The sequence below is a fragment of the Candidatus Methylomicrobium oryzae genome, from assembly GCF_016745425.1.
Classification (GTDB): Bacteria; Pseudomonadota; Gammaproteobacteria; order Methylococcales; family Methylomonadaceae; genus Methylomicrobium; species Methylomicrobium oryzae.
In genome coordinates this window covers 229307-249503 of the sequence record NZ_JAERVK010000006.1, presented here as the reverse complement: position 1 = coordinate 249503, position 20197 = coordinate 229307, and the positions used below count along the sequence as shown (strand labels likewise).

Annotated in this window: 19 protein-coding genes; 14 read left to right on the top strand and 5 right to left on the bottom strand. The window is 55.2% G+C overall.

Features of this window, described 5'->3' with window-relative positions:
* Positions 1-230 precede the first annotated feature (230 nt).
* Positions 231-584 (top strand): hypothetical protein, encoded by a 354-nt coding sequence (locus JJL52_RS08995; RefSeq protein ID WP_202052070.1) that lies wholly within the window; start codon positions 231-233, stop codon positions 582-584.
* 19 nt (positions 585-603) lie between these two features.
* Here JJL52_RS08995 and JJL52_RS08990 read toward each other — a convergent pair whose 3' ends face one another.
* The 3 genes from JJL52_RS08990 to JJL52_RS08980 all read right to left on the bottom strand — a co-directional run bounded on the left by JJL52_RS08990 (position 604) and on the right by JJL52_RS08980 (position 4123).
* Complete coding sequence (locus JJL52_RS08990) at positions 604-2211, bottom strand: NAD(P)/FAD-dependent oxidoreductase (RefSeq protein WP_202052069.1); 1608 nt, start codon at positions 2209-2211, stop codon at positions 604-606.
* A gap of 121 nt (positions 2212-2332) precedes the next feature.
* Positions 2333-2569 carry a hypothetical protein gene (locus JJL52_RS08985; protein ID WP_202052068.1) on the bottom strand — a complete coding sequence of 79 codons (237 nt, stop codon included), beginning with the start codon at positions 2567-2569 and terminating at the stop codon, positions 2333-2335.
* Between the two features lie 1377 nt (positions 2570-3946).
* Positions 3947-4123 (bottom strand): hypothetical protein, encoded by a 177-nt coding sequence (locus JJL52_RS08980; protein WP_202052067.1) that lies wholly within the window; start codon positions 4121-4123, stop codon positions 3947-3949.
* A 169-nt stretch (positions 4124-4292) separates the two neighbouring features.
* On the opposite strand from JJL52_RS08980, the gene coxB reads away from it, so the two are divergent.
* From coxB to JJL52_RS08960, 4 genes are all read left to right on the top strand, one after another.
* The gene (coxB, locus tag JJL52_RS08975) at positions 4293-5813 is read left to right on the top strand and encodes a cytochrome c oxidase subunit II (protein ID WP_202052066.1); all 1521 of its coding nucleotides are present in this window, start codon (positions 4293-4295) and stop codon (positions 5811-5813) included.
* Positions 5814-5881: 68 nt separating this feature from the next.
* A complete protein-coding gene (ctaD, locus tag JJL52_RS08970) occupies positions 5882-7504 on the top strand; it encodes a cytochrome c oxidase subunit I (RefSeq protein WP_202052065.1) in 1623 nt (540 codons plus the stop codon).
* A gap of 157 nt (positions 7505-7661) precedes the next feature.
* On the top strand, positions 7662-8207 hold the full coding sequence (locus JJL52_RS08965; protein WP_202052064.1) for a cytochrome c oxidase assembly protein: 546 nt from the start codon (positions 7662-7664) through the stop codon (positions 8205-8207).
* An 11-nt stretch (positions 8208-8218) separates the two neighbouring features.
* Positions 8219-9091: a cytochrome c oxidase subunit 3 gene (locus JJL52_RS08960; RefSeq protein ID WP_202052063.1), complete on the top strand. Its 873-nt coding sequence runs from the start codon at positions 8219-8221 to the stop codon at positions 9089-9091.
* A 54-nt stretch (positions 9092-9145) separates the two neighbouring features.
* Here the strand turns inward: JJL52_RS08960 and JJL52_RS08955 are convergent, their stop codons facing one another.
* A complete protein-coding gene (locus tag JJL52_RS08955) occupies positions 9146-9427 on the bottom strand; it encodes a twin transmembrane helix small protein (RefSeq protein WP_202052062.1) in 282 nt (93 codons plus the stop codon).
* 128 nt (positions 9428-9555) lie between these two features.
* Between JJL52_RS08955 and JJL52_RS08950 the strand changes: the two genes are divergently transcribed.
* From JJL52_RS08950 to JJL52_RS08915, 8 genes are all read left to right on the top strand, one after another.
* A complete protein-coding gene (locus tag JJL52_RS08950; RefSeq protein WP_202052061.1) occupies positions 9556-10257 on the top strand; it encodes an SURF1 family protein in 702 nt (233 codons plus the stop codon).
* A gap of 5 nt (positions 10258-10262) precedes the next feature.
* On the top strand, positions 10263-10859 hold the full coding sequence (locus JJL52_RS08945) for a redox-active disulfide-containing membrane protein (RefSeq protein WP_202052060.1): 597 nt from the start codon (positions 10263-10265) through the stop codon (positions 10857-10859).
* Positions 10860-10869: 10 nt separating this feature from the next.
* Entirely contained in the window at positions 10870-12891 is a 2022-nt protein-coding gene (gene ftsY / locus JJL52_RS08940) for a signal recognition particle-docking protein FtsY (protein WP_202052059.1), read from the top strand.
* Between the two features lie 8 nt (positions 12892-12899).
* On the top strand, positions 12900-13556 hold the full coding sequence (gene ftsE / locus JJL52_RS08935; protein ID WP_202052058.1) for a cell division ATP-binding protein FtsE: 657 nt from the start codon (positions 12900-12902) through the stop codon (positions 13554-13556).
* Positions 13557-13559: 3 nt separating this feature from the next.
* Complete coding sequence (ftsX, locus tag JJL52_RS08930; protein ID WP_202052057.1) at positions 13560-14567, top strand: permease-like cell division protein FtsX; 1008 nt, start codon at positions 13560-13562, stop codon at positions 14565-14567.
* 83 nt (positions 14568-14650) lie between these two features.
* The gene (gene rpoH / locus JJL52_RS08925; RefSeq protein ID WP_202052056.1) at positions 14651-15505 is read left to right on the top strand and encodes an RNA polymerase sigma factor RpoH; all 855 of its coding nucleotides are present in this window, start codon (positions 14651-14653) and stop codon (positions 15503-15505) included.
* A gap of 130 nt (positions 15506-15635) precedes the next feature.
* Positions 15636-16061 carry an HD domain-containing protein gene (locus JJL52_RS08920; protein ID WP_202052055.1) on the top strand — a complete coding sequence of 142 codons (426 nt, stop codon included), beginning with the start codon at positions 15636-15638 and terminating at the stop codon, positions 16059-16061.
* A gap of 127 nt (positions 16062-16188) precedes the next feature.
* Positions 16189-18501, top strand: a complete 2313-nt coding sequence (locus JJL52_RS08915) for an NADP-dependent malic enzyme (RefSeq protein WP_272901723.1) — start codon at positions 16189-16191, stop codon at positions 18499-18501.
* Between the two features lie 87 nt (positions 18502-18588).
* Here the strand turns inward: JJL52_RS08915 and JJL52_RS08910 are convergent, their stop codons facing one another.
* On the bottom strand, positions 18589-19305 hold the full coding sequence (locus JJL52_RS08910) for a DUF2490 domain-containing protein (protein ID WP_202052054.1): 717 nt from the start codon (positions 19303-19305) through the stop codon (positions 18589-18591).
* Between the two features lie 302 nt (positions 19306-19607).
* On the opposite strand from JJL52_RS08910, the gene sodC reads away from it, so the two are divergent.
* Positions 19608-20129, top strand: a complete 522-nt coding sequence (gene sodC / locus JJL52_RS08905; RefSeq protein ID WP_202052053.1) for a superoxide dismutase family protein — start codon at positions 19608-19610, stop codon at positions 20127-20129.
* Positions 20130-20197 lie beyond the last annotated feature (68 nt).

Here is a 20197-nt window from a genome sequence, read left to right as displayed (position 1 = left end):
AATTCGGCGGCAACTTCCCGGATGATGTGGATGCTTTCGGCTTCCAGCTGTTTCAGATGCGTCAGTTTATAATCAGTCATTAAGTGGGCCAGATAATTCGGTAAGCTTGAGTTTAACCGGCTATTCTAATTCGTATGGCCTTCGATTGCCAGCCGTGTGCTCAAAAGGACAGGAATTTTACCGGTAATTGCTTTATGATGGCGCCTCTCATTTTTCGAAAGGATATTTCCATGCGCTTCCATGATTGTTACCCGGTCCGCCGCGGCGGGATTCTACAGAATGCCGCCCGTCTGGCCGCAATGCTGCTGTTTCTGTTTGCGTCGGGATGCGCTTCGATCGGGCACGAATTCCCGGCCGGCCAGATTTCGACCATCCGGATCGGCCAGACCACCCAGAACGACATCTACACCACCTTCGGCGCGCCCTGGCGCACCGGCATCGATAACGGAATGAAGACCTGGACTTACGGGCATTATCGGTACAGCCTGTTCAGCGAAGGCGAAACCGAGGACCTGGTGATCAAGTTCGATAGCCGCGGCATCGTGTCTTCTTACGTCTTCAACACGACCAAGCGTTCGAAATAAAGCCTTTCCGGCGGGGCAATTATCTTCCTTTCCCGATGATATCCAAAGCGACCGCTTCGGCCACCTTGATCCCATCGATTGCGGCTGACATAATCCCGCCGGCGTAGCCCGCGCCCTCGCCGGCCGGATACAGGCCGCGTGTGTTCAGGCTTTGATAGTGCTCGTCGCGCTTGATCCGGATCGGCGAGGAGGTGCGGGTTTCGACACCGGTCAGGACCGCGTCCTGCATCGCAAAACCGGGGATAAGTTTATCGAAAGCGGGAAGCGCTTCGCGGATCGCCTCGATTGCATAAGCGGGCAGCGCCTTGCTCAAATCGCCTAAATGCACGCCGGGGGTATAAGACGGCTGCACCGAGCCGAATCCGGTCGACGGGCGGCCGTCCAGAAAATCGCCGACCAGTTGGCCGGGTGCATCATAAGTGCCGCCGCCCAGTTCAAAGGCTCTTTTTTCCAGTTTCCGCTGCAGGTCGATGCCGGCCAGCGGGTGTCCCGGATAATCGTCGGGTGTGATGCCGACCACGATGCCGCTGTTCGCGTTGCGTTCGTTCCGCGAATACTGGCTCATGCCGTTGGTCACCACATGGCCGGGCTCGGAGGTGGCGGCGACGACCGTACCGCCGGGGCACATGCAGAAACTGTAAACGGAGCGGCCGTTCTTGCAGTGGTGCACCAGTTTGTAGTCGGCCGCGCCGAGCAGCGGGTGCCCCGCATATTTGCCGAAGCGGCAGCGGTCGATCAAGGATTGCGGATGCTCGATCCGAAAGCCGATCGAGAACGGTTTCGGCTCGATATAGACGCCGCGTTCGTACAGCATCTTAAAAGTATCGCGCGCGCTGTGGCCGGCCGCGATCACGACGTGATCGGCATCGATCGTCTCGCCGTTCGTCAGCGCCACGCCGCGTACGGCGCCGTTTTCGATCAAAATGTCTTCGACCCGGCTTTGAAAACGGATCTCGCCGCCCAGAGCTTCGATTGTGCCGCGCATTTCCTCGATCATCGACACCAGTCTGAACGTCCCGATGTGCGGTTTGCTCAGATACAGAATTTCCGGCGGCGCGCCCGCCTTCACGAATTCGGTCAGCACCTTGCGGCCGTGATGGTGGGGATCTTTGATTTGCGTGTGCAATTTGCCGTCCGAAAAGGTGCCTGCGCCGCCTTCGCCGAATTGTACGTTCGATTCCGGATTGAATTCCCGTCGTCGCCAAAGCCCGAAGGTGTCTTTCGTACGCTCGCGCACTGGTTTGCCCCGTTCGAGAATGATCGGGCGGAATCCCATTTCCGCGAGCAGCAGTCCTGCGAAGAGTCCGCAAGGCCCGAAACCGATCACGACCGGCCTTGTCGCCAGGTTTTGCGGTGCCTGCGCAACGGGGCGATAACGGGTGTCCGGGGTAGAGGTGATGTGCGGATCATCCCGGAAACGCATTAGGATGGCGGATTCGTTCTCCAGCTCGACATCGAGCGTGTAGATCAGCGTGATGCTGTCGCGTTTCCGGGCATCGTAGCTGCGGCGGAAGATGTTGTAGCTTTTCAGCTGTCCGGGATCGATGTCTAAGCGTTGAATGATGGCGGATTTCAGCTGGTTTTCAGAATGATCGAGCGGCAGTTTGAGTTCGGTAATACGCAGCATCGGTACGGCAAAAGGAATGGGCTGCGCCTGGGTCGGCGCGGTTATTAAAAGGGACGTAAATATTCAAAGGCGGACGAGACCGCAGGATTATTTCCGGGACTTAAAAATTTCAGTGCACGGTTTATTTTTGCGCCAATTGATAAAGGCGGTCGAGTTCTTCGGACAAATTATCGGCAGGCGGCGTCATTTTTGCCCGGGCATACCAGTAGGCCGCATTATCGAGGTCGCCCTCCTGCCGATGCAGAAAGGCATGGATCCGGCAAGCCAGCGGGTCGGAGAAATCCTGAATCGACCGATGCGCGGCATCCCAATCGCCGGCTTTGATTTTATCCAAAATGGGACGGTAATCGGAAGGCATAGCGGTGACCGCCTCGCGCGGTTTTACTTTATTAGCGGCATTATACCCGAGCTTTCGCGGTGAAAGCGCAGGGATTTTTTGATGATAAAACTTGGTTTGTGTGTCGGACCGGCAGGATAAGAGATTACGGGCCGTTTGGACCGGAATGGGGTTCTTTTGCCCTGAGTTCATCAGGGGCTTTCTTCGTCGGTCCGCAATGCGGCGCTCCAGCATATCGGCCGGCGGAGTACCGGCCAATTTTCTGGGGTCATTCAACGGTGAGCGGCTGACATATTCATGGGCTGATCCCCGCGTATTCTTGAACAAGACGCCGGCAAGATGTTTTTGATGACCCGCTTTGCGGCCTCTTTCGTCGGAAAAATCCGGGGTAGCGCGTGTTTTTCCAACTAATTCGAATCGATATCCTGAATAGACAGAATTTCACTGTTCTGTACAGAGGCTCTAGCTGTAGATTTGCCCAAGAAACAGTCTTTTAAAGATCGGCTCGATAAAAGACGCTATCTCATATTTCTTGGTATTTATCGGGATATTTTCTTAGGAAGGTAATCATAGAGACCTCTAGCCTGTTTAACACGGATAATTGAAGCTAGCGAAAATATGTGTTTATGTTTATTTATTAATCTGGCTGACTTTAGCGCTTAAATTGCTTGATAAAAATAAACGGCTTGCTATTTCGTGGTATTTTTACTATTACGGCCAGAGTCTGGGAGTTTGGGAAGAGATCAGCCAAACTTCAATCGATCCCTTGGTCAGCGAATTCTACAATCATCGCTTGATAGCGATTCTTGCTAATCGGAGTATGGATTAGATGAATCAAAATTAAATAAAATCGTCAGCAATATTCCTTTATTTTTACAAAAAAATGCGTATTTTGGCCGGCTTTCAGCTATAGGTAGAAGTTTGATATTCCGCAGCGGTTACGGTTCGGCTATATATGAAGCAGCGGTCATTGTGTGGGTTTGAAGTAGTGTAGTACGGCCCCCCCTGACTCGGTGGATTTTTCATGAGGATTGCTGGACGCAACACAGCAAAAATGCTCAATTGAGCATTTTTGCTGTGTTGCGTTAGGAGGCTGACTCAGCGATTTGAAGAGTTGGATAGGAGGGGCTATGCTAGGCGAATAGGGTGCGCTACGGGAAGGAAACGGCTTTGTGCCGATATTGGGCGGGGTACCTTCTACTGTTATAAATTTCTTGCAGGCCCAGGACGGTCAGATTGCGGCCGGGCTATTGCTTGTTGTGTGATTTTTCTTTTCGGGCGGGGAAATTAAGCTTTGAATTAAGCGCTGTAGGCGAATCGGCTGCCGGAGCGGCCACAGGTCAGGCCGGTTTTGGCTGACCTTTGCTCGCTTCGTCCATAGTCCGTCCCGGGAATTTTTCATTTTTTCGATTCACTCTTTAAAGAAAACATTACATTCTTAGGCTGATCGGCGTTTACTTTTATCTTAAATATTTTGCCCGTTTCCTGCGCTTTTGTCTCTTCTAAAGCAGTTTTTACCGGAAGTTGCAGGTACTTAAACATTAACGAATGGGCGGCGCGGCGATCGCTGCGCAAGCTTTAACCGCTAGAGATATCTGGCTTAGAAGAGTTTGATAGGGTAAAATTACACAGTTATATTGTGAAATTTATTGCGTAGAGGGGAGCTTTGTTTTGACGCTGCCCCGGATTTTCGGAATGAAATGACGCATTCAAGGTTTTTTATTACTTACGAAGGGGCTGCTCCGTGAACAAAACCAAGCAACTATTCGCAGGCACGATCTTGACGGCTATCGGGCAAGAGTCAGCGCGGGCGGATTACACGCTCAACTTAACCGAAGGGGTTACCAAGATCAGTCATGACATTCATGACCTGCATATGCTGATTCTCTGGATTTGCGTATTCATCGGTCTTGGCGTGTTCGGCACGATGTTCTATTCGATCTTGCACCACCGCAAAGACAAAGGGCACCAGGCGGCACAGTTTCATGAAAATACCACGATCGAAATCATCTGGACCATTATTCCGACCGTGATTCTGATCAGCATGGCGATCCCGGCGACCAAGACGATGCTTGAGCTCGACGACGTGCAGGACTCCGATATGTCGGTCAAGGTGACTGGCTGGCAGTGGAAATGGGAATACGAATACCTGGACAACGGCATCAAGTTTTTCAGTAGCCTCGACGAGGAAAGCAACAAGGCGCGCCAGCTTGGCTCCGATATTGATCCTCGCACCGTGCCGAATTATTTGTTGAACGTCGACAATCCTTTGGTGATCCCAACCAAAAAGAAAATCCGCTTCCTGTTTACCGCCGCTGACGTAATCCATTCCTGGTGGGTTCCGGCTTTAGGCTGGAAGAAAGATGCGAATCCCGGCTTCGTGAATGAGGCGTGGACTCAAGTCGATCAGGCCGGCACATACCGGGGCCAATGTACCGAGTTGTGCGGCAAAGACCATGGCTTCATGCCGATTGTAGTGGTTGCGATGGACCAGCCTGATTACGACGCCTGGGTCAAGAAGACCAAGGCAGAAGCAGCCAAAGGGCCTAACCTGAGCGACAAGAGCCGCGATGAATTGATTGCTGCGGGCCAAAGCGTCTACGAGAAAAACTGCGCCACCTGCCATTTGCCGACCGGTGAAGGCGTCCCCGGCGCATTTCCGGCTCTCAAAGGCAGCCCGATCGTGACCGGCGATATCAATAAGCAGGCCGACATTGTCCTGAACGGCAAAGGTGCGATGCCGGCATTCGGCAAAATGCTGAAGGCCGATGAACTGGCGGAGGTCATCACCTATACCCGTAACGCATTAGGTAACTCGGTCGGCGATGAAATTCAGCCGAAAGCGGTGCAGGCGATGCTGCCGGAAGGCGCAGCGGCCGTTTCGGAGTCGGACGAAGATGAAGAAGAGGCTGAAGAGTCTCCCGCTCCGGCGGTAGAAACGAAGGCGGATAAAAATGCGCCTTCATCGAAAGAGGCTCTGATGGCTAAAGGCAAGGCCGTGTATGAAAGCCATTGCGTTTCCTGCCATCAGGCCGGCGGCCAAGGCTTGCCACCGACGTTCCCGGCGCTGACAGGCAGCGATGTAGTCAACGGCGACATCAAGGAACAAGTCAAATTGATGAAGACAGGCAAGGGCATGATGCCGGCTTTCGGCGGCACGTTGAGTCCTGAAGAGTTTGCCGCAGTCGTGACTTATACGCGTAATGCGCTGGGCAATTCAGTAAACGATATGATCACGCCTGCGGAAATCGAGGCGTTGCAATAAGGCAGACGAACACTACGTTTACCTGGATTTGGCTTCTTTTTTTACATTTTATTTGAGGTATAACAACTATGTCCGCTGTCATAGCACCCCATGATCATGAGCACGATGATCATCATGATGACCACGGCCCGATGAAGGGATGGATTCGTTGGATCATTACGACCAACCATAAAGATATCGGCACGCTGTATCTGCTTTTCGCACTCGCGATGTTTTTCGTCGGCGGCGCGATGGCGATGGTGATCCGTGCCGAATTGTTCGAGCCGGGTTTGCAGTTCGTCAATCCGCAATTCTTCAATTCGATGACCACGATGCATGCCCTGGTCATGGTATTCGGTGCGGTGATGCCGGCTTTCGTCGGCTTGGCCAACTGGCAGATCCCGATGATGATCGGCGCACCGGATATGGCGCTGCCTCGGATGAACAACATGAGTTTCTGGATGTTGGTCGCCGGTGTGTTATTGCTTGCCAGCACCTTGTTCATGGAGGGCGGTGCGCCAGCGGCCGGCTGGACGTTGTATCCGCCTCTGGTGCTCCAAACCGGCGCGGCGCTGCCGTTTGCGATCTTCTCGGTGCATTTGCTCGGTATTTCGTCGATCATGGGCGCGATTAATATCATTGCGACCATTTTCAACATGCGCGCCCCGGCGATGACATTGATGAAAATGCCGTTGTTCGTCTGGACCTGGTTGATCACCGCATTCTTATTGATTGCTATCATGCCGGTGTTCGCGGGTGCGGTGACCATGCTGCTGACCGACCGTTTCTTCGACACCAGCTTCTTCGATGCAGCCGGCGGCGGCGACCCGGTACTGTACCAGCATATTTTCTGGTTCTTCGGCCACCCGGAAGTTTACGTGATGATTCTGCCGACCTTCGGCGTCGCCTCCACGATCATTCCGGTTTTTGCGCGTAAGCCGCTGTTCGGCTACAGCTCGATGGTGTATGCCACCGCGTCGATCGCGTTTCTGTCGTTCATCGTCTGGGCTCACCATATGTTCCTGGTCGGAATGCCGATGGCAGGCGAACTGTATTTCATGTATGCGACGATGCTGATTGCGATTCCGACCGGCGTGAAGGTATTCAACTGGACCGCGACGATGTGGAAGGGCGCGATGACCTTCGAAACGCCGATGCTGTTCTCGATCGCCTTCGTGGTGTTGTTCACGATGGGCGGTTTTACCGGTCTGATGATGGCGGTTGCGCCTGCCGATTTCCAATATCATGATACCTATTTCATCGTAGCGCATTTTCATTACACCCTGGTGCCGGCTTCGGTATTCATTCTGATGGCGGCAGGCTACTTCTGGCTGCCGAAATGGACCGGCCATATGTATAACGAAAAAATCGGCAAGCTGCATTTCTGGCTGTCGGCGATTTCGGTCAATATTCTGTTTTTCCCGCAGCATTTCCTGGGATTGGCCGGTATGCCGCGCCGTATTCCGGATTATGCGGTGCAGTTTGCCGACTGGAACATGGTGTCAAGTATAGGCGGCTTCATTTTCGGACTCAGCCAGTTACTGTTCCTGTATATCGTGATCGATACGATCCGCGGCGGTACCGGCGAGAAAGTGACCGACGAGGTCTGGGAAGATGCGCACAAGCACAGTCTGGAATGGACTTTGCCGTCGCCGGCTCCTTACCATACTTTCACGACGCCGCCGGAAACTGTTCCAAGCGAGCACTTTTAAGGCATCGGGCAGGAGTGGAATCAAGTGATACGCTGCCTCTGACAGCGTATCCTTTTATCGAAATGAATACCAAACAGAAAAACATTTTGACGGCATTGATCCTGGTGGCGATTGCCGTCGCAATTTATATCTTCGCGGTACTGAAAGCCGTTTCGCAATGACCGACGAATTGCAGCGTAAAAACGTCAGATTGGTACGTACCTTGTTGCTGGTTGCAGTCGTGATGTTCGGCTTCGGTTTTGCGTTGGTGCCGCTATACGATGTGCTGTGCAAGGTAACCGGCCTGAACGGCAAGGTCGATACTACGGCTGTGAAGGAAACCGGCTATCAGATCGATTCGAACCGGGAGTTGACTGTCGAGTTCGTGACGGCCCTGAATGAATCGGCGCCGATGGAGTTTCGTGCGGAAACGCCAAATTTAAAGGTTCATCCCGGGCAGTTTTATACGGTGAATTTTTATGCGCAAAACAAAACCGATAAGCCGATGGTTGCGCAGGCGATACCGAGCATTTCACCGGGTCTTGCGGCCGAATATTTCAAGAAGACCGAGTGTTTCTGCTTTACCGAGCAGAAATTCAAGCCGCGGGAAGGCAGGATAATGCCGGTGCGTTTCGTCGTCGATCCGAAGATTTCGCCGGAGTATAAAACCATCACGCTGGCTTACACATTTTTTGACAATACTGAAAAAGCAGAGAAACAATAAAGGGGAACGTTATGTCCACACACAATGCTTATTACATTCCGCATAAAGCGACCTGGCCGATAATAGGCACGGTGGGGCTGTTTATCATGCTGGCGGGGTTCGCGAATTTTCTGAACGGTTCGTCGATCGGGCCCGGCATGATGATTCTGGGCCTGTTGGTTTTCATCTTCATGCTGGCCGGCTGGTTTACCCTGCAGTCGCTGGAAAGCGAATACGGCATGTACAATACCCAGGTCGGTATTTCCTACCGGATGGGCATGATGTGGTTTATCTTTTCCGAGGTGATGTTCTTCTCGGTCTTCTTCGGCGCGCTCTGGTATACCCGCAATTTGTCGGTGCCGTGGCTGGCCGAAGGGGTTACCGGAGAAATGCTGCACAAAGGCTTTGAGGCGGTATGGCCGACCAATGGTCCGGCGCATCTGCTCGGCGGCAAGCCGACTCCGGACGGCGAATTCGAGCCTATGGGCGCTTGGGGGCTGGCTTTTTTGAATACGTTGATTCTGTTGAGCAGCGGCGTGACCTGCACCTGGGCTCATCATGGTCTGTTGGCCGGCAAGCGTCAGCAATTGATTCAAGGATTGATAGCGACGGTCGTTCTCGGCTTTCTGTTCGTAGGGTTCCAAGCTTACGAATACCATGAAGCTTATACCGAAATGGGCCTGACGCTCGGCACCGGCATTTACGGTTCGACTTTCTTCATGCTGACCGGCTTCCACGGCTTCCACGTCTGCGTCGGCGCGATCATTCTAAGTACGGTTCTATTCCGTAGCTGGAGAGGACACTTCAAACCCGAGAACCATTTTGCGTTCGAGGCGGCCGCCTGGTATTGGCATTTCGTCGACGTGGTCTGGCTGGGCCTGTTCGTTTTTGTGTATTTGCTGTAATCGCGGTTTTCAATCGGTCGAAAGCGTTGCCGTTCAGGCAACGCTTTTTTTTTGTCAATTCGACGGGGGCGTATTTTGCGGAGCGGGTTCGGTTGAGGCGGGCGGTTTCGGCGCATGCATTCTGACGCCGATGCCTTGCGGTACATAGAGGCCGGTCGCGATCATCACGTAAACAAAAACGAACAGTACCAGCGACAGGGTAATCCGAAAAGTCAGCGCCTTGACCGTTTTTTTCGAATCTTCGTCGCTTTTGTGTTTGACGAGGTGTAAAAGCGCCGAACCGAGACTTATAATGATCAGAATAAAGGCGAGGACGACGATTGTTTTGATAATCATGGATGAATGAGGGCGACTGCATGCGGAAATTGATGGAAAGCGAAAATTATCCTTTTGCCGGGAGAATTGCAAATTTATTGTTTCTTCGCCTTGAGGTGCGGGAAGCCTGCACACGGTAAAATCAGACCATGAAATTCGAAAAAATCCCCACGCTGGTGGTATTGTGCATTTTGCCGGCATTAATTGCCTTGGGCTTTTGGCAGCTGGATCGAGCCGAACAAAAACGCGCGTTATTGGATCGGCAAAAACAAAGCTTGGCGGCGCCCGCACTGCAATTGACGACGGCCACACCGGAAGATAAAGAGGCCCAGCGCTATCGTCAGGCCGCGGCGAACGGCCATTATGACAGCGAGCATCAGATTCTGATTGACAACCGGATCGTCGAAGGGAAGGCCGGCTATTTTGTGCTGACGCCGTTCATTTTGGACGGAAGCGGAAAGGCGATTCTGGTGAATCGAGGCTGGATTCCGGCCAGCCCGGACCGGAAAGTACTGCCTGATACCGCGATTCGATCCGAGCAGACGCAGGTTAGCGGTCGGATTAATTTCTTCCCGAGCGTCGGCATCAAGCTGGCCGGCGCCGATCAACCGACCGCAGGCTGGCCGGCCGTGGTCCAGGTCGCGGACAGTGCCGTTTTATCCGCAAGACTCGGCTATCCCGTATTTTCTTTTATGTTAGAACTCGACAAACAGGCCCCCGAGGGCTACCGACGCGAATGGCGCGAAGCCGCGGTAATGCCGCCCGAACAGCATGTCGCTTACGCGCTGCAATGGTTCGGCCTTGCCGCCGCGCTGGCGCTGCTGTTTGTCTGGTACAGCCGTTTAAAATAATAAAAATGAATGATCAACAGAAAAAAAACCGCCTGCTCATCCTCACTTTGTTTGCGATGGCTTTTATTCCGTTCCTGGCCGCCTTGCTGTTCAAGGCGAAGCCGGAGTGGCTGCAGGGCCGGACCAATTACGGCCAACTGATCGTGCCGCCGGTGACGACCGAAGCTTCCGAATTGACCGGATTCGATGCATTCACCAGCGACAATCTTCACGAATTGAATGCGCATTGGCTGATCGTAAATGTGATTCCGAAGCAGGACTGCAATGCGGCTTGCCTGGATGCCCTGCATAAAACCAGGCAGATCCAACTGATGCTGAACAAGGATTTGCCGAGAACCCGGCGTATCGCTTTGCTGCTCGACAACCCCGATCCGAAGCTTGCCGAGGTTTGGTGGCAGGACGACAAAGCGCTGCTGCGCGTGAAGCCGAGCGATTCTTTGATGGCCAAACTCGCCCAGATCAAGCCGGAGGGATTCCGCGACGGTGCGGTGTTATTGATGGATCCCTTGCGCAATCTGATGATGCAATACGACCCCGGATTCGATCCCTATAAAATCAAAAACGATTTGACGCATCTTTTAAGAATCTCGCAGATCGGTTAGGAATTACCCAATGTATAAAAAAATTGCTCTTTTCGGCGTCTTTCTGGCGCTGATCGTGATCGTTTTCGGCGCGTATGTGCGCCTGTCGGATGCCGGCCTCGGCTGCCCGGATTGGCCCGGCTGCTACGGCAGGGCCGTGGTTGACGATACGCCGGACTTCAAGGCCGAAGCCGATCAGGCTTTTCCCGAACATCCTTTCGATCCTGCCAAGGCCCGGAAGGAAATGACGCACCGTTACCTGGCTGCAGGCCTCGGTGTGGTGATTTTACTGCTCACCGTTTTATCGCCTTGGGTCAAGACCAACCGAGCCGCTGCAGTCACCGGCAGCTTGTTCCTGCTGGTTCTGGTTGGGCTGCAAGCCGCGCTGGGCATGTGGGCGGTTAAACTGCAGACGATGCCGCTGATCGTGACGCTGCACCTGATGCTCGGCATGTTCACCTTCTGGCTCCTGTTCGGTCTGTATTTGCGCGTCAAGCCGGATTATGGCCGCCTGCCGTCCCGGCAGGGGCCGGTGAACTGGGCCCGCTTCGGGATGTGGCTCGTTTTATTGCAGGTTCTGCTCGGCGGTTGGACCAGCACGAATCTGGCCGCCTTGGCCTGCGGCGCCGAATTTCCGCTGTGCAATGGGCAATGGTTTCCGGAAACGGCCGATTTCTACCGCGCGACAGACCTGCTGAACGGACTGATGACCGGCAATACCGGCGTTCTGCCGCCGGAGGCGCAGGTCGCGGTACACTGGCTGCACCGCGTGTTCGCATTGGTCAGCTTGCTGGTACTCGGTCTGGTGATGCTGCTGGCGGTTTCGGCGAAAAATCCGAAGCCGGTTAGACGCGCCGGATTGAAACTGTGCATTTTGCTGATTGCCCAGATCAGTTTGGGCATCGCGATTGTGGAACTGACCGCGCCGCTCTGGGCGGCTGTGCTGCACAATGCGTTTGCGGCGCTGATGATGATGCCGCTGATTTCGATCGGTTTCTACGGGCGCTACGGTCTGAAGGAAGCCGAAATTCCGGCCGAACGCCCGCGTCCGTTGCCGGAAGTGAAGGAAATTCCCAAGGTTCCGGTCACGGTCGAGAAACCTGTTGAAGAAGTTTATGTCGAGCCGGCGCCCGAATCACTGTATCTGCGCCTGAAATCGCAGTTGAAACGGACCCGTTCCGGGCTCGGCGACGCGCTGGCCAGCCTGACGCTCGGCCAGAAATCGGTCAGCGACGAACTGCTCGAAGACATCGAGGCGACTTTATTGATGGCCGACATCGGGATCGATGCGACGACCAAGATCATCAACCGTTTGACCCAAAGCCTGGAGCGGCATCAGCTTCGCGACCCGGAAACGCTGACCGCCGCTGTCAAACAGGAATTGTTGAGCATTCTGGAACCCTGCAGCCAGCCGCTAGAGATCCCGAAGCAGGACAGTCCGTTCGTGATTCTGGTTGTCGGCGTGAACGGCGTGGGCAAAACCACCACGATCGGCAAGCTCGCCAAACGCCTGCAGGCGCAAGGTCACAGCGTGATGCTGGCGGCCGGCGACACGTTCCGGGCGGCGGCGGTCGAACAGCTGCAGACCTGGGGCGAACGCAACAACATCCATGTGGTCGCGCAGCATACCGGCGCCGATTCGGCTTCGGTAATCTACGACGGCGTGCAGTCGGCTCAAGCGAAAGGCATCGACGTGCTGATTGCGGATACGGCGGGCCGCCTGCACACCAAGTCCAATCTGATGGACGAATTGAAGAAAGTCAAACGGATCATGGGCAAACTGGACGCAACCGCGCCGCACGAAGTGCTGTTGGTGATCGATGCCGGCACCGGCCAGAATGCACTGTCGCAAGCCAAGCAGTTCAATGATGCGGTCTCTCTGACCGGCCTGGTATTGACCAAGCTTGACGGCACTGCGAAAGGCGGCGTGATTTTCGCGCTGGCGAAGCAGCTCGGCATTCCGATCCGCTTTATCGGTGTCGGCGAGAGCATTGACGATTTGCAGGATTTTCATGCCGGCGCGTTCGTCGAGGCGCTGTTCGCGAGGGATTGACAAGGACTATGTTAAAGTTCGATAACGTGAGCAAACGCTATTCCGAGGCCGGGGATGTGCTGAGCAACATCAGCTTCCATCTGGAGCGCGGCGAGATGGCGTTTCTGACCGGCCATTCCGGGGCCGGGAAAAGCACGCTGTTCAAGCTGATTGCGCTGATCGAGCGCGCCAGCCGCGGACAGATCTATTTGGGGGGCCATAATGTCAGTCATGCGCAGGATCGTCAGATTCCCTTTTTGCGCCGCAAAATGGGGCTGATTTTTCAGGACTTCAAGCTGCTGCAGGATCGCACCGTATTCGACAATGTAGCGCTGCCGCTTGCGGTGGCCGGTTACGGGCATCACGAAATTGCCCGGAAGGTCAGAGCGGCGCTGGATAAGGTCGGGCTTTCGGGCAAGGAGAAAAAATATCCGCTGACCTTATCCGGCGGCGAACAGCAGCGCGTCGGGATCGCCCGCGCGGTGGTGAACAAGCCGCCGATGATCCTGGCCGACGAGCCGACCGGCAATCTGGACCCTGAGCTGGCGGCGGAAATCATGACCTTGTTTACCCGATTTCAACAGGTAGGAGTTACCGTATTGATCGTATCTCACGATATCGCTTTGATTCAAAAAATGGATCGGCGCGTTTTGACGCTGGACCACGGCCGGCTGGTGGCAGGCTAAATGATGAAACGCGCTGTTAAACCGGTTAAACCTAAACCGCAGCTACGCCAGGAAATCCCCCAGAACAAGATTGCCGGCGGCGATTTTTTCGACAAACTGCACGCCTATCGCGATTTGCATGCGCATGCGCTGTTTTCCAGCCTAGGGCGGCTTGTCGACAAGCCGTTCACGACTGCGTTGACGGTCGGCGTGCTTGCGATTTCGATCGCGCTGGCCGCCTGTTTTTACCTGCTGGTCGAGAATCTGGAACAATTGACCGGTACGATCGAGTCGAGCAACCAGATCTCGCTGTTCCTGAAAGATGCGGTAACCGAAGCCGAGGCGCGCAGGCTGGTCGAAAAAATCAGCAAGAATCATGAAATTGCCGAGATCAAACTGATCGGCAAAGCGCAGGCGCTGACCGAATTCAAGGCCAACAGCGGTCTGGACGCCGCGCTTGATGCGCTTGAAGGCAATCCGCTGCCGGTCGTGCTCGAAGTATTGCCGACGCCGGCGCAGTCGAATGTCGATGCGTTGAAAAGACTCCAGCAAGCCTTGCTGCAATATCCTGAAGTCGACGAGGCGCAGATGGACATGCAGTGGCTCGAACGGATGCAGTCGATCATCCGGCTCGCCGAACAGGCGACCGAGAGCATCAGCATTCTGCTCGGGCTTGGCGTGCTGTTCATCACCGGCAATACGATACGGTTGGAATTGCATAATCGGCGCGAGGAAGTCGTGATCGCAAAACTGGTCGGCGCGACCAATCGCTTCATTCAGCGGCCTTTTTTGTACGGCGGCTTCTGGATCGGTTTTTTGTCCGGCGTGGCAGCCTGGTTCATCGTGACCGCGATCATGCTGCTGTTGTGGCGTTCGGTCGAGAACCTGTCGCTGCTTTACGAGGGCAGCTTTCATTTGCGTTTTCTCGATTACGGCGAGTCGGTTTTTCTGGTCCTGTTGTCTTCGGGGCTCGGGGTGGCGGGCTCCTGGGCGGTTCTGGCCTATCAGCTTCGGCAATTGCGGCCCGAGTAGTGTTGAACTTGTAAAATTATTAGCACTCAGAGTTTGAGAGTGCTAAAATTAAATCAAGTTGACTAACCGAGGTACATTACATCATGAGTCATGCATTAACCTTACCTGTTAATTTATCGGCCGGTACTTTCGATGCTTATTTGAATCTGGTCCGGCAAATGCCCAGATTGACGTCCGAGCAGGAGCGCGAATTGGCGATAAGGTTTAGAGATCACGGCGATCTGGAAGCTGCGCGGCAGCTGGTGATGACCAATTTGCGCTTCGTGGTGCATGTGGCGCGGGGCTACAGCGGCTACGGCCTGTCGATGCCGGACATCATTCAGGAAGGCAATATCGGCCTGATGAAGGCAGTCAAACGCTTCGATCCGGACATCGGTGTACGCCTGGTGTCGTTTGCGGTGCACTGGATCAAAGCCGAGATTCACGAATACGTGATCAAGAACTGGGGCATCGTGAAAGTCGCGACTACCAAGGCTCAGCGCAAACTGTTCTTCAATCTGCGCAAATCCAAGCAAAACCTCGGCTGGCTCTCGAACGACGAAGCCAAGGCGATCGCCGACGACCTCGATGTCGAAGTCAGCACGGTGTACGAAATGGAGCAGCGCCTGAGCAACCGCGACGTTTCGTTCGACCTGCCGGTCGACGATGAAGAGGAGCAGACTTACGTCGCGCCGACCCATTATCTGCAACAGCACGGTGCCGATCCAGCCCTGTTGCTGGAGAACGAGGAATGGTCCGGCCATGAGCAGGAATTACTGTCCGGAGCCTTGTCCGAACTGGACGAGCGCAGCCTGGACATTCTGTCCAGCCGCTGGCTGGCGGATAAAAAAGCGACGCTGCACGAATTGGCCGAGCGCTACAACGTATCCGCCGAAAGGATTCGCCAGCTTGAGCAGAATGCGATGAAGAAATTGCGGACCGCGGTATTGGCGGCTTGATTCGCTGAGACCGCACCGGTTTCACAAAGGCTTAACGGAATTTCCGTTAAGCCTTTTTTATTGGCGGAATTTTCCGAAGTCCGGCGCGTCGGAAGCATTATTAAATTGCAGTAACAAAGGGAGAAAGAGCATGTCCACATTGGAAAAAGCCATAGAGATTGCGGTCAAAGCCCACGCGGGCCAACTGGATAAAGCCGGCCAGCCGTATATCCTGCACCCGCTTCGGGTGATGCTGTCGGTCGACTCTCCGTACGAACGTCTGGCAGCGATACTGCATGACGTAGTGGAGGATTCCGACATTTCGATCGAGGATCTCGCCGACGAGAATTTTCCGGTGGAAGTGATAGAAGCGGTGCGTGCCTTGACCAAGGAGCCGGGCGAGTCGCGCATTGAAGCGGCTGAGCGTGCCGTGCGGAACCCGATTGCCCGGGCGGTCAAACTGGCGGACGTCGCGGACAACATGAATCTGTCGCGCATTGCCGAGCCGACCGAAAAGGATCGCGAACGTCTGCGGGAATATCAGGCCGTGCGCGAGATTCTGCTGGCGGGAAATTAACGGCTCGGCCCTCTATTTTTCAGGCTGTGCCGGCGCTTGGCAGTTCATCCGCCGATTTTAGCGATTTCGCCTTCTCAACTCTGGTAGAATCAAAGACATTCCGGAACTCAAGAAAGGGATCGCGGCAATGCAGTCATCAGACCACTCCAACGGCGAACTGCGCAGGCAACTGCGCGAGGCCGCGCTCGAATATCACGAATTTCCGGCGCCCGGCAAGATCAGCGTCACGCCGATCAAGCCCCTGACCAGCCAGCGCGATCTGTCGCTGGCCTACTCGCCGGGGGTCGCGGCGGCCTGCGAGGCCATCGCGGCCGATCCGGCCAGCGTCTTCAAATACACCGCGCGCAGCAATCTGGTTGCGGTGATCAGCAACGGCACCGCGGTGCTGGGCCTTGGCAATATCGGGCCGCTGGCGGCTAAACCGGTCATGGAAGGGAAGGGCGTGCTGTTCAAGAAATTCGCCGGCATCGATGTGTTCGACATTGAGATCGACGAAAAGGACCCTGACAAACTTTGCGACATCATCGCGGCGCTCGAGCCGACGTTCGGCGGCATCAATCTGGAAGACATCAAGGCGCCCGAATGTTTCTATATCGAGCGCAAGCTGCGCGAAAGGATGAAGATCCCGGTCTTCCATGACGACCAGCACGGCACCGCGATCATCGTCGGCGCCGCGATCCTGAACGGGTTGAAAATCGTCGGCAAAACGTTCGGCCAGTGTAAACTGGTCGTTTCGGGCGCCGGTGCCGCGGCGCTGGCTTGTCTGGATTTGCTGATCGACCTTGGGTTTCCGGCCGAGAATATCCTCGTGACCGACCATCACGGCGTCGTTTATACGGGGCGCGCCGAGGGCATGGACCCGAACAAGGCGCGTTTTGCCCGCGATACTGAGGTACGGACCCTGGGGGAGGCGATTCCGGGCGCGGATATCTTTCTGGGCCTGTCCGCCGGCGGCGTCCTGAAGCCCGAAATGGTCAAAATGATGGCAGTACGCCCTTTGATTCTGGCGCTGGCCAATCCCGATCCCGAAATCCTGCCCGAAGAGGTGGCTGCCGTGCGCGATGATGCGGTAATCGCGACCGGCCGTTCCGATTATCCGAATCAGGTCAACAACGCCTTGTGCTTTCCGTATATTTTCCGCGGCGCGTTGGACTCCGGCGCGACGACCATTACCCGGGCGATGGAAATTGCGGCCGTGCATGCAATCGCCGAGCTGGCCCAGGCGGAACAGTCCGAAATCGTCGCCAGCATTTACGGGATCGACGAGTTGAGTTTCGGCCCGGACTATATCATTCCGAAGCCTTTCGATCCGCGTCTGATGACCAAAATCGCGCCCGCGATTGCGGCGGCGGCGGAGGCATCGGGCGTCGCGGCTCGCCCGATCCGGGACATGCCGGCTTATATTGAACGCTTGCAGCAGTTCGTTTATCACAGCGGGACTTTCATGAAGCCGGTGTTTCGGATCGCCAAGCAAATTCCGGCGTCGAAAAAACGGATCGTGTTCGCCGAAGGCGAGGAACAGCGGGTGCTGCGCGCGGTGCAGATGCTGGTCGACGAAAATATCGCCTATCCGACCCTGGTCGGGCGGCCCGCGGTACTGCAGCAGCGGATCGAACGGCTGGGGCTGCGCATCCGGCCCGATGTCGATTTTACGGTCGTGAACCCGGAATACGACGAGCGTTACCGCGATTTCTGGAAATCCTATCTCGACATGACCGTGCGCAAAGGCGTCAGCGAGGATTATGCGAAACTCGAAATGCGCCGCCGCCATACCTTGATTGCCGCGATGCTGGTGCATAAGGGCTATGCTGACGGGATGATCTGCGGGCTTTTCGGGACGACGGCTTCGCATCTGCGCTATATCGACCAGGTGCTCGGCAAGCGGGCGGGCGTGAACGTCTATGCGGCGATGAACGGCCTGATTCTGCCCGACCGCCAGATTTTGCTGGTCGATACCCATATCAACTATGACCCGAATGCGGAGCAGCTCGCCGAAATCACCTTGCTCGCGGCCGAGCGGATGCGCCAATTCGGGCTGACTCCCCGCGTCGCGCTGCTCTCGCATTCGAACTTCGGGACCAGCGACGGCGCATCCGCGCAAAAAATGCGCGCGGCCTTTGCGATCGTTCGGGAAAAGGCGCCGGAGCTGGAAATCGAGGGCGAGATTCACGGCGATACCGCCCTTGATTACGAGATGCTGAAAAAAATGATGCCGGAGACGAAGCTGAAAGGCAGCGCGAACCTGTTGGTGATGCCGAACATCGACGCCGCCAATATCGCCTACAACCTGCTCAAAATCGCCTCCGGCAGCGGCATCGCGATCGGGCCGGTGTTGCTCGGCTGCGCGCGGCCCGCGCACATCCTGACGCCGGCCGCGACGGTACGGCGGATCGTGAACATGGCCGCGCTTTGCGTCGTGGACGCGAACGAAGCGGCTTAGTGGGTGAGCGCAGACCTGCCGGATTTTCGAAATTCGGCAGGTCTGCAGTTATGGATAAACGCTTATCGACCGTCCGGGGCGACAGCATCAGAAGTTGATGTACAGCGATCCCATGATCAAATGGTGCATCGTGTTATCGGTATGGGTAGCGTCGTCCAGATACTGGTTCAGGTAGCCTCCTTCGGCCCTGAAGTTTTTATTGAAGGTCCAGCCGAGGCCCGCAAACGCCCGGTTCTGATCGAAGCCGGACTTGCCGCCGAAGCGGGTCGTGTTCGCACGGATGAAAAACTCATCCCAGGCGATCAGGCTCAAGCGCGGTTCAAATTCCAAAGGATGCATGAAGCGGATCATCTGACGAGGCCGGAAACGGACATCGTCGCCTTTCAGGAAATTGCTTTCGACCATCGTTCTGAACGTGAGGGTGCCGAAATCGGTCGGCAAAACGTAACGAAATGCCGGCCAGACATCCTGCTGGGATACATACTCTTTACCGACGTTTTGGGTCGGCAGCCAGGTATAGCCCGCCCAGATTGTCGCCCGGTCGCTCAGCGAATAGCCCAGGGCCGTGCGGACCATCCCTTGATACCAATGATCCCAGTTATCGTCGAAACGGGATTGTCCTTCCAGCCAGATGCGTCCCTTTTCGAGGCTCGGGTCCACCACTTTCAAACTGCCTTCGCCGACGATCTGCAGCCAACTGCCGGCATCCTGCAGCAGGTCGTCCGCTACAGCGGGGGACGGTGAAAGGCTGAGGGAACTCAAAATGATGGCCGTCAGTCCGAGAGGATTCATGGTTTTTTTCATACCGGTATTCCTGAAATTAAAAATTGCGATGATTTTTCTGTCAGCGAACGTGAAGCAGCACCGGATATTGCGGCTTTTTCGTACGGGAGCGTTTGCGAGTTAGCAAAATGCAGGCCATTTACGAAAACCTTGATTATTCAAATAATTGATTCAAACTCTCAAAAATGGGATAACCTTCGGACAGGGGATAAAAACCTATCGAAAAACAGCGATGGTGGAAAATAACCGAGTTTATTTCAGTTGATTTACCTTGATGCGGGTTTTACCATGGGAGAAATTTCGCCATTAATTCGGAGAGCCAAATGAAATCTATTCATGTCGTTGCCTTATTTGCTTTATCGGCCGGTTATGCCGCTGCGTCCGAAGTTTCGGTCCCGATGAATACGGTCAACGCGCAGGGGACGGTAAAAGCGGTCGGCAGCATCAAAATCAGCGAGTCGCCGGATGGCCTGGTTTTTACGCCGGTGCTTGAGGGATTGCCTGCGGGGGAGCACGGGTTTCATCTGCACGAGAATCCAAGCTGTGATGCGAAAGAAAAGGACGGTAAAATGACGCCGGCGCTTGCTGCGGGCGGACATTACGACCCGAAAGCCACGAAAAAGCATGCAGGCCCGGAAGGCAGCGGTCATTTAGGCGACTTACCGAAATTGGTCGTGGATGCGAACGGTAAGGCGGCCGAAAGTGTTACGGCTTCGCGCCTGAAAATGGAGGACATCAAAGGCCGTGCGTTGGTCATTCATGCCGGCGGCGATAATTATTCGGACGAACCCGAACCGCTCGGCGGCGGCAAGGGCCGGATTGCGTGCGGGATCATCGGAAACTGAATTTCAGATAGCCGGCTAAAGCCGTTCTCTGCTATCGCCCGTTGCCGGCGGCCTGCGTGATCGGCGAT

Bases quoted from the DNA above. Each gene is read 5' to 3' on its own strand.
- JJL52_RS08995 (WP_202052070.1), top strand. From the start codon at position 231: ATGCGCTTCCATGATTGTTACCCGGTCCGCCGCGGCGGGATTCTACAG.
- JJL52_RS08990 (WP_202052069.1), bottom strand. From the start codon at position 2,211: ATGCTGCGTATTACCGAACTCAAACTGCCGCTCGATCATTCTGAAAAC.
- JJL52_RS08985 (WP_202052068.1), bottom strand. From the start codon at position 2,569: ATGCCTTCCGATTACCGTCCCATTTTGGATAAAATCAAAGCCGGCGAT.
- ctaD (WP_202052065.1), top strand. From the start codon at position 5,882: ATGTCCGCTGTCATAGCACCCCATGATCATGAGCACGATGATCATCAT.
- JJL52_RS08965 (WP_202052064.1), top strand. From the start codon at position 7,662: ATGACCGACGAATTGCAGCGTAAAAACGTCAGATTGGTACGTACCTTG.
- JJL52_RS08960 (WP_202052063.1), top strand. From the start codon at position 8,219: ATGTCCACACACAATGCTTATTACATTCCGCATAAAGCGACCTGGCCG.
- JJL52_RS08955 (WP_202052062.1), bottom strand. From the start codon at position 9,427: ATGATTATCAAAACAATCGTCGTCCTCGCCTTTATTCTGATCATTATA.
- JJL52_RS08950 (WP_202052061.1), top strand. From the start codon at position 9,556: ATGAAATTCGAAAAAATCCCCACGCTGGTGGTATTGTGCATTTTGCCG.
- JJL52_RS08945 (WP_202052060.1), top strand. From the start codon at position 10,263: ATGAATGATCAACAGAAAAAAAACCGCCTGCTCATCCTCACTTTGTTT.
- ftsY (WP_202052059.1), top strand. From the start codon at position 10,870: ATGTATAAAAAAATTGCTCTTTTCGGCGTCTTTCTGGCGCTGATCGTG.
- ftsE (WP_202052058.1), top strand. From the start codon at position 12,900: ATGTTAAAGTTCGATAACGTGAGCAAACGCTATTCCGAGGCCGGGGAT.
- ftsX (WP_202052057.1), top strand. From the start codon at position 13,560: ATGAAACGCGCTGTTAAACCGGTTAAACCTAAACCGCAGCTACGCCAG.
- rpoH (WP_202052056.1), top strand. From the start codon at position 14,651: ATGAGTCATGCATTAACCTTACCTGTTAATTTATCGGCCGGTACTTTC.
- JJL52_RS08920 (WP_202052055.1), top strand. From the start codon at position 15,636: ATGTCCACATTGGAAAAAGCCATAGAGATTGCGGTCAAAGCCCACGCG.
- JJL52_RS08915 (WP_272901723.1), top strand. From the start codon at position 16,189: ATGCAGTCATCAGACCACTCCAACGGCGAACTGCGCAGGCAACTGCGC.
- JJL52_RS08910 (WP_202052054.1), bottom strand. From the start codon at position 19,305: ATGAAAAAAACCATGAATCCTCTCGGACTGACGGCCATCATTTTGAGT.
- sodC (WP_202052053.1), top strand. From the start codon at position 19,608: ATGAAATCTATTCATGTCGTTGCCTTATTTGCTTTATCGGCCGGTTAT.